Genomic DNA, 8,834 nt, shown 5'->3' on the forward strand with positions numbered 1-8,834 from the left:
GTATCCACCGGGGGGTCTGGGGGGTCGTCCCCCCAGAAGGGAAAGGCCGGGGCCACGTCCGTCGCGGTGGAGGTGCCGCGGCTGCGGTCCGGCGGGACGCGGTCGGTGACGTACCGGCTGCCGACGGACCGGCGCGGGGAGATCTCCGTGGGGCCGCTGCGGCTGGTGCGGGCCGACCCGCTGCGGCTGGCCCGCCGGGTCCGCGAGTACGGCGCGCCGCGGATCCTGCTCGTCCGGCCGAGGACGGTCCGGCTGCCGCTGCTGCCGTCCGGCCGCGCGCACCACCTGGAGGGCCCGACGAGCGACAGGTCCCCGGCCGGGACGGCGACGTTCCACGCGCTGCGCGAGTACGTGATCGGCGACGAGATGCGCCACATCCACTGGAAGTCGTCGGCGCGGACGGGCACGCTCATGGTCCGCCAGCTCGTGGACGCGAGCCTGCCGACGACGACGATCGTCCTGGAGGCGCGGCCGGAGTCGTGGCCCGAGCCGGACGACTTCGAGCTGGCCGTGGACGCGGCGGCCTCGGTCGCGGCGGGCGCGGCGGCGGCGAACTTCCCGGTCCGGATCCTCACCGGCGGCGGGCCGCTCGCAGACACGCGGGGCGGGCCCGACGACATGGAGGTCGTCCTCGACCGGCTCACCTCCGTCACGACGCAGGCCGGGCCGCGGTCGGCCGTGGACGCGGTGCGCCGTGTGCGCGCGGGCGGGTCGCTGGTGGTCGTCACGTCCGGCGCGGCGGAGCTGGGGCGGATCGCGTCCGTCCGGAGCCGGTTCGACCGGGTCGTGGTGCTGCGGGTCCGGCCGCCGGAGCCCGCGTCCGCGCCGCCCGGCGTCCAGCTGATCGACTTCGGCGACCTGGACGGGCTGGCCGAGGCGTGGCGGAGGCTGGGGAGCGTCCGGTGACCCGGTACGTCTCGCTCGCCGTGACGGCCTGCCTCGTCGCGGTCGCGGGCCTGTCGTTCCAGCGGGTCTTCGGGTTCGGCCCCGTGCTGCCGGTCGCCGCCGTCGCCGCGTCCGTCCCTACGGTGCTGTGCGCCCTGCTGTCCGGGCCGCGCAAGGACAAGCGGCCGTGGCCGCTGTGGATCTCGCTGGTGCTGACCGTGGTCGCGTGGGCGGGCACGGTCGCGGTCACGGTCCTGCGTCCGGCGCTCAGCGGCGGGACGCTCCCGCAGGCCCTGCGCGAGGGCGTGCTCAGCTCGTGGAAGTCGATCCTGACCACGCTGCTGCCCGCACCGGCCGAGCCTGAGCTGCTCGTCCTGGTGAACGTGGTGGTGTGGCTGGCGGCGTTCGCGTCCGCCGAGCTCGCGCTGCGGACCTCGCTGCGCGCCGTCCCATGCCTGCCCGCCCTCGCCGTGTGGGCGGTCGCGCTCCTGCTCGGCGTGGACGGCCCCGGCTCCAACCTGCCGCTCGCCGCCGCGACCGTGGTACTCATCGCGGTGCTGGTCCTCGTCCGCGCGGACGTGGCGTCCGCGCGGGTCGCGTGGCGGCCGCTCGTCGTCGGCGTTCCCGCGGCGGCGGTGCTGGGCGGGCTGGCGTTCGCCGCCGGGCCGGTCGTCCCGGTGAGCGCCGAACCGTACAACCCGCGCGAGCAGGTGCGGGCCCCGCCGCCGCAGCAGCGCGACAGCGTCAGCCCGCTCGACCGCGTCGGCGGCTGGCTGCTGAGCCCCGACCAGGTCATGTTCACCGTCCAGGCGCGGCGGAACGAGATCGCGCGGCTCGCCGTCCTGGACCGGTTCGACGGCGTGACGTGGTCGTCCACCGCCCGGTTCGTCCCGACCGGGCGGCGCGTGCCGGAGGGGCCCCGGCCGGGCAAGAGGCACGAGGTCGCGCAGCGGATCACGATCCGCGACCTGCCCGGCGTGTGGGTGCCCGCCGCCGACCGGCCCCGCCAGGTCGACGGGCTCCCGGTCGTCGTCGACCCGGACAGCGGCGCGCTGGCCGCCGCGCAGCCGCTGCGTCCCGGCCAGACGTACCGGGTCGAGTCCGTCGTGCCCGAATGGACGGCCGGCGACCTCGCGGACGCCGCCGTCGCCGCCGACGCCGAGGCGAAGGCCGCGCGGGAGCTGCCGTGGGGGCCGGGCGCGAAGGAGCCGCCCGTCCAGATCGACGAGTTCCGCAAGTTCGCGCAGGCGGCGACGCAGGGCGCGGTGTCGCCGATCCAGAAGGCCGCGATGCTCGCGGAGTACCTCAAGCGGTACGCCAGATACGACGTGACCGCGCCGCCAGGTCACAGCTACCGGCAGCTCGACTACTTCCTAGGCGAGGGCAGGCGCGGCACGCCCGAGCATTTCGCGACGGCCTACGCACTGCTCGCCCGGACGCTCGGCCTGCCGTCCCGCGTCGTGGTGGGCTTCGACGGTGGCAACCGCGTGGGCGACACCGTCCAGGTGCGTTCCGGAGACGTGATGGCGTGGCCCGAGGTCAAGTTCGACCGTCTCGGCTGGATCCGCTTCAATCCGCTCCCCGACAACGCGCGCCGTTCCAAGAAGAACGACGCGGTCGCGGCAGGGGAGACGGAGCAGAAGCTGGAGCAGGCGCAGAAGAACGCGGCGTCGCAGCAGCGCGGCCCAGGGCCGGGCAACACGCCGCAGAAGGGCCCTGAGAAATCGGCCGCCGCCGAGAGCGAGCCCACGCCGTGGTGGGTGTTCGCGTCGATCGCGGTGGCCGTCCTGCTCATCGGGTACGTGTTCGCCGTCCTGCTCGCCCCCGCCTTGCGCAAGCGGCGCCGCCGGACGGGAACTCCCGCCGCCCGCATCACCGGGGCCTGGCACCAGGCGCTCGACCACCTCGCCGACGTCGGCCTGTCCACGGCCCGGACGCTGACGGCGCACGAGGTCGCGCGGTTCGGCGCGTCCAGCGTCGGCGGCGACGCCCATGGGCAGCTCGGCCCGCTCGCCGACCTCGTCAACCGCAGCCGCTTCGCCGGGTCCCATCCCGGGCCGGACGCCGCCGACCTGGCCTGGCGGCACACCGACGAGCTCGGACGCCTCGTCACCGCCAGGGCCGGGCGCCTGCGCCGGTTCCGCCGCCGCCTCCACCCGCGATCCTTGAAGGACCGTTCCTCGAAGGACCACCGCGCCGTAAGGACGGGCGGCGTCAGGACAAGGGGAGGCTGACGGCGATCTCGCCGCCGAGGACGGCGCCCGTCTCCAGCTCCAGGTCGTCGCCGCTCCAGAACCGGCCCGGGTCGAACCAGTTCGGGCGGCGGCCCTTCGGCAGCAGCCCCATCGACTGGTAGGTCACCGCGACGATCTCCGCGCAGAACGCCGTCTCCATGGCGTTGGCGCCGCGGCTCGCCTCCCGCTCGGCGGGGCGGCGGATCGGCACCCGCCCCCGCAGCCACCGCGTCGCCAGCCTGGACGTCGACGGGAACGGGGTGCCGTCCAGCCGCGCCACGGCCCGCAGCGCCGCGTCCTCCATCGCCCTGGGCGGCGGCGGGTCGAGCTGCCGCAGCCACGCCCGCTGCCCGTACCGGTTCCCCCAGGCCAGGACGGCGTCGCGCAGGTCGTGCAGCTGCGCGCCGCGGTGGTGCCCGCCCGTCCACATGTCCCGCAGCGACCGGCCCAGCTCGGCGTGCCACATCAGCGGCGGCAGGTCGTCGATGACCAGCGACATCCCGACATGGTTGACGGGGCTGTTCGTCGTCATCTGGATGGCGCGGTCGGCGACCGTCCGGCCGCGGAACAGCCACACGTCCCCGGTGCGGGTCAGGTCGGCGGCCTCGGCGAGGGAGATGCTCGTACCAGGCACGGTCGATACCGTAGCCGGATGCGAGCGTGGAAAACGCCGGGGCCGTGGAAGGCGCCCGGTCTCTGGAAGGCATTGGGACTGGCCGGGGTCCTCGGCGTCGCCGCGACGGGGGCCGTGATCGTCCGGGCGGAGCGGCGCCGTCGCGCCTACACGCCGGACGAGGTCAGGCAGCGCCTGCACGACCGGCTCGACGAGACGCCGCCGGAGCAGGGCCCGGGGGAGCGGCGGTGAGCGTGCGCGCCGTCCGCCCGCCCGGTCCGGACGATCTCGACCGCGCCTGGCGTGTCGTCTCCGCGCGGCTCGAGCCGACACCGCTGGTGCCGTCGTCGGGCCTGGGTCCAGGCGCGATGCTGAAACTGGAGACGTTCCAGCCGACGGGCGCGTTCAAGGTCCGGGGTGCGCTCGCCGCCCTGGCGGCGCTGCCGGACGGCATCCCGGCCGTCACGGCGAGCGCGGGCAACCACGGCCTCGGCATGGGCTACGCGGCGGCCAGGTCCGGCGCGGACGTCACCGTGGTCGTCTCGACGCGGGCGTCGCGGGCGAAGGTCGGCAAGATCGGCGCCTACCCGGTGCGGCTCGTCCAGCACGGGACGACCTACGACGAGGCCGAGGCGCACGCGCTCTCCCTGCCAGGCCACTACGTCTCGCCCTACAACGACCCCGCGGTCATCGCCGGGCAGGGCACCCTCGGGCGGGAGCTCGACGCGCAGGCGGACGGCCCGCTGACGGTCGTCGTGCCGGTCGGCGGCGGCGGGTTCCTCGCCGGGCTCAGCCTGTGGGCGCGTGAGCGCGGGGACGTGCGGCTCGTCGGCGTGGAGTCGGCCGTGTCGCGCGGCGTGTCCGCCTCGGTGGCGGCCGGACGGGTCGTGGAGGTCGAGGTCGGGGAGTCGTTCGCCGACGCCCTGCCCGGCAACCTCGAACCCGGCTGCGTGACGCCCCAGGTCATCGGCCGGGACGCCGAGCTGACGTCCGTCACCGATGACCAGATCCGGACGGCGATGCGCTGGCTCTTCCGCGAGCACGGCCTGGTCGCCGAGGGCGGGGGTGCGGCCGGAGCCGCCGCCGTCCTCGCCGGGAAGGTCCAGGTCACGGGGCGCCTCGTGGTGATCCTGTCCGGACGGAACATCACCATAGATACGTTCGCCACCGCAGTGCACGAAACCTGACCAATGCCCTGACCTGGGGAAGCGCGGGCGTCAATGGATCTTTTCCGCTACTTTGTCCGGTCAACGGGGAGGGTGTGATCGGAACGTGCGGGTGGCGGGTGTGGGGGTGCTGTTCCGCCGCGACCGGCTGACCGGCCAGGTCGCGGTGGGTCTCGTCGGTGTGCTGGGGATCGCCGCCGTCGTGTACGGGGTCGGCGTCGCGAGCGCCAAGTACCGGATCGCGGACGTCGGCGCCTGGCTGACCGCGCGGGGCAAGGGCCTCGTCGTCCACGTCAACGGCCCGGCGGGCAAGGTGGACGGCAAGACCGGCGTGATCCCGCAGATGCGCGGCCACAACGTCAAGATCGTCCAGGACGGCGCCACCGTGCTGCTCATCGACCTGGACACGGGCGTGGTCAGCCGGCTCGACCCGTCCCAGATGAACATCTCCCAGAGCCGCCCGCTCGGTAAGGGCATCCAGGTCCTCGCGGGATCGGGCAAGGCGTACACGGTCGATTCCGTCAGGGGCGTGGTGCAGCAGATCGACCCGGTCGGGCTGACGCCGGTCGGCGCGTCCGCCACGCTGCCGCCGATCCTCGGGCAGGCCGGGATCGACGCGCAGGGCAGGCTGTGGGTGCCCGTGTCGCAGAACGGCGAGGTGTCGGCGTTCCAGGACGGGCGGCTCCAGCCGCCGGTCAAGGTCGGCGCCCCCGGCGACAGCCTGGCGCTGACCATCGCGGCCGGCGACCCCGTCGTCACCGACTCCACCGCCGCGACCGCCACCGTCGTCAGGCCGTCCGGGGCGAAGCTCACGGTCGGCCTGCCGACGACCGTGCGGCGGGCCGGGCGCGGCGGCGTGCTCGCGCCCGCGCACACCGAGGGCAAGACCGTCCCGCTGCTGGTGCCCGGAACCGGATCGCTGGTGACCGTCGACACCGGCACCGGTCGGTACTCCAGCACGCGGCTGGCGATGCCGAAGCACCGGTACCGGCCGCCGCAGATGCTCGGCGCGAAGGTCTACATCCCGGACGAGACGGCCGGGGCGCTGATCGTGTACGACGTGGCCGCCAACCGGTTCCAGCGCCCGATCCGGGTGACGGGACGGCCGTCCGCGCTGGACGTGTTCGTCCGCGACGGGCTGCTCTGGGCGAACGACCCGTCCGGGCCCCACGCCGTCGTCATCGACCGGCAGGGCGCGCACAAGGGCATCGACAAGTACAAGGACAGGGTCGCGGGCGGCCCGAAGCGCCGCACGATCCCGCTGCCCGGCGACGGGGACGCCCCGCCGCCACGCGGCGGCGGCGGGCGGCCGCCCGTGCCGACGCCGCCGCGCCCCGGAGAACCGCCGGCACCGCCGTCCAACGTGTCGGTCACGCCCGGCTCGGGGACGATGCGCGTCGACTTCCAGCCCTCGCAGGGCGAGGGGATCGTCGGGTACCTGCTGAAGGACGTCCCGGCCGGGCTGACGGCCGCTCCGGAGGCGATCGGGGCGGGCGCGGGCCCGTTCACGTTCACGGTGACGGGCGGCGACTGCGGGGTCGAGTACCGGTTCCGCGTGGCCGTCCGCTACAAGGACGCCCGCGGCCAGACGCGCGAAGGGGTCTCGGCGCCCAGCGATCCCGTCCGGCCGTGCGTGACGCCGGGGGCGCCGACCGGCGTCACGGCGCAGGCCACCGCGTCCGGGGCGCGGGTCTCGTGGACCGCACCGCCCGGCGCGGACGCCGCCACCTACAAGATCACCTGGAACGGCCCCGTCCAGGGCGGCCGGACGGTCTCGGCCACGTCCGCTACCCTCGGCGAGATCGGGACGAACGGCTCCTACACCTTCGAGGTCGCCGCCGTGAACGGCGCCGGGACGGGCCCCGGCGCGACCCGGCAGGCGAGCCTGACCGGCCCGGCGACCCGGTATCCGGTGGAGCGCAACGGGAACTCCAACGGCTACGTCAGGAGCGTCGCCGACGCCAACGGCGGCACGACCGTCGCCACGATGAACGACAACAACGGCGAGATGGTCACCGTGAACTGCCAGGAGAAGGGCGTCTACTACAGGCGGAACGACGCCCTCGCCGGTGACATGTACGCCAAGATCACCTACGGGGGCAGGACCGGGTACGTGATCGGCTACCTGGTCGATACGCCGGGCGACTGGACGAGCTTCGCCGGGCTCCCCGTGTGGAGGTGCCGCTAGGCCCGCTTCTTCGCCCGGTTGACGCACGCGGGGGCGGACCAGGACACGTCCGGCGCCCTGCCGTCGTTGAGGCGGAGCACCGCGCCGACCTTGAAGCAGTAGGCGGCCTTCGGCCGCAGGCCCGGCACGGTCGCCGACCGGGACCCGGCCTTGACCGCCACGATCGGGCTGGTGCCCGCGGGCTGCTGCTGGATGAGCAGCGGCAGCTCCCGCGCCGCCGGGGGCAGCGTCCACAGGAGCGCGGCCGTCCGGCCGACCGGCCTGGCGACCAGCTTGCGGGGACGGGCCGCCGCGAGCTGCGCGGGCGTGATCGGCTCCGCCGGGACGCCCGTGGCCTGCCCCTGCGGCGCCGAGGACGGCTCCGGTGAGTTCCCGGCAGGGTTGCGCTTCTCCGCGCCGCCGCCGGTCAGGGCGAGCGCCCCGATGCCGAGGGCCAGCCCGCCGACGAGCGCGACGCCCGCCGCCACGATGAGGCCGCGGCGGGGGCCGTCGTCCGGCTCGTCCCGGGTGAGCCGCTGCGGGTTCGCGTGCGGGGTGGTGTGCGGCGTCGTGCGGGCGCCGGCGGCCCACGGGTCGGTGTCCTGCAGCGGGGCCGGGGCGACCTGCGGGAGGAGCGCGTCCGGCGTGTGCGGCGGGGTCGCGTCGGGGTGCCACGGCGACGGCGGCGCGGGCGCGGCCGGTTCCGGGCGGCGCGGCGCGACGGCCGGGGTGGACGGCCCGAGCGCGGTCGGCGCCCACTCGGGGACGAGCGGCGGCCCGGACGCGTCCGGAAAGGACAGCCGAGGCCCCGACAGGGAACCGGACGACGAGCCTGACGACGAGAAGCCCGAGGACGGGGAACCGGTACCGCCGCCGTCAGGCCGCGGCACCGGCAGCACCGAACCGCCGCTGTGCGCGACGTCCGTGACCGGAAGGCCCAGCTCTCCCTGCACCCGCTGGAGCGCCCGCGCGAACTCGACGGCGGTCGCGAACCGCTGCTCGGGCGTCTTCGCCATCGCGCGGGCGATGACGTCCGAGACCTGCGGCGGGACGTCCGGCCGGGGGATCGGCGGCGCCGCGTCGTTCAGGATCCGCAGCATCAGCAGCGCGATGCCCTCGCCGGGCGGGCCCTTGAACGCGGGCTGGCCCGCGAGGAGCTGGTAGAGGGTCGAGCCGAGCGAGTAGATGTCGGCGCCGACGCCGGGCGACCGCCCCTCCAGCACCTCAGGGGCGGCGTGGTGCGGGGTGAACGCCTGCGTGTGGGTGGCGTCGAAGCTGTCGACCAGGCGCGCGATGCCGAAGTCGGCGAGCGCCGGCTCGCCGTACCGCGACAGGAGCACGTTCTGCGGCTTGACGTCGCGGTGCAGGACGTCGGTCTCGTGGGTGGCGGCGAGCGCGCCCGCCATCTTCACCCCGATGCGCAGCACGTCCGCGACCGGCAGGGGGCCCTCCCGCGCGAGCCGGTCGGTGAGCGCGCCGTGCTCGAAGTACTCCATCGCGATGTAGGGGCGCCCGGAGCGGGTGGTGCCGGTGTCCAGCACGGTGACGATATTGGGGTGGCCGGACAGCCGGCCGGTGATCTTGCTCTCCCGCTGGAAGCGCCGCATCGCCGCGTCGTCGACGGACCCGATCGACAGGACCTTCAGCGCGACCATCCGGTCGAGGTGCTCCTGGTGCGCGCGGTACACGACGCTGAAGCCGCCCTCGCCGACCTGCTCCAGCACCCGGTAGCCCGGAACGTCCTCGCTCATGGGTGGGGGCTCATGGGT

At 75.2% G+C, this 8,834-nt stretch carries 7 protein-coding genes; 5 read left to right on the forward strand and 2 right to left on the reverse strand.

Annotation, left to right across the window (positions count from 1 at the left end):
• Positions 1-906: DUF58 domain-containing protein (locus ETD83_RS36025; RefSeq protein ID WP_205718059.1), on the forward strand; the 906-nt coding region annotated here is incomplete at its 5' end.
• Positions 903-3,119 (forward strand): DUF3488 and transglutaminase-like domain-containing protein, encoded by a 2,217-nt coding sequence (locus ETD83_RS36030; RefSeq protein ID WP_138649682.1) that lies wholly within the window; start codon positions 903-905, stop codon positions 3,117-3,119. The genes ETD83_RS36025 and ETD83_RS36030, both read left to right, overlap by 4 nt.
• On the opposite strand, the gene ETD83_RS36035 is transcribed toward ETD83_RS36030, so the two are convergent.
• Positions 3,100-3,753 carry a hypothetical protein gene (locus ETD83_RS36035; RefSeq protein ID WP_138649683.1) on the reverse strand — a complete coding sequence of 218 codons (654 nt, stop codon included), beginning with the start codon at positions 3,751-3,753 and terminating at the stop codon, positions 3,100-3,102. The two genes, ETD83_RS36030 and ETD83_RS36035, sit on opposite strands and share 20 nt — an antisense overlap.
• Before the next feature lie 18 nt (positions 3,754-3,771).
• On the opposite strand from ETD83_RS36035, the gene ETD83_RS36040 reads away from it, so the two are divergent.
• The 3 genes from ETD83_RS36040 to ETD83_RS36050 all read left to right on the forward strand — a co-directional run bounded on the left by ETD83_RS36040 (position 3,772) and on the right by ETD83_RS36050 (position 7,086).
• On the forward strand, positions 3,772-3,984 hold the full coding sequence (locus tag ETD83_RS36040; protein WP_138649684.1) for a hypothetical protein: 213 nt from the start codon (positions 3,772-3,774) through the stop codon (positions 3,982-3,984).
• Complete coding sequence (locus tag ETD83_RS36045; RefSeq protein WP_138649685.1) at positions 3,981-4,919, forward strand: threonine ammonia-lyase; 939 nt, start codon at positions 3,981-3,983, stop codon at positions 4,917-4,919. Before ETD83_RS36040 ends, ETD83_RS36045 begins: the two co-directional genes overlap by 4 nt.
• An 85-nt stretch (positions 4,920-5,004) precedes the next feature.
• Positions 5,005-7,086: a fibronectin type III domain-containing protein gene (locus ETD83_RS36050; RefSeq protein ID WP_138649686.1), complete on the forward strand. Its 2,082-nt coding sequence runs from the start codon at positions 5,005-5,007 to the stop codon at positions 7,084-7,086.
• Here the strand turns inward: ETD83_RS36050 and ETD83_RS36055 are convergent.
• Positions 7,083-8,834, reverse strand: a 1,752-nt coding sequence (locus ETD83_RS36055) for a serine/threonine-protein kinase (protein WP_205718060.1), incomplete at its 5' end; no start/stop codon positions are given. The genes ETD83_RS36050 and ETD83_RS36055 overlap by 4 nt on opposite strands.

Origin of the sequence: Actinomadura soli, from assembly GCF_005889715.1 — a bacterium.
In the GTDB taxonomy this organism is placed as follows: Bacteria; Actinomycetota; Actinomycetes; order Streptosporangiales; family Streptosporangiaceae; genus Spirillospora; species Spirillospora soli.

What these genes read in the sequence shown, in the direction of transcription:
- ETD83_RS36040 (WP_138649684.1), top strand. Translation starts at nt 3,772, where the DNA reads ATGCGAGCGTGGAAAACGCCGGGGCCGTGGAAGGCGCCCGGTCTCTGG.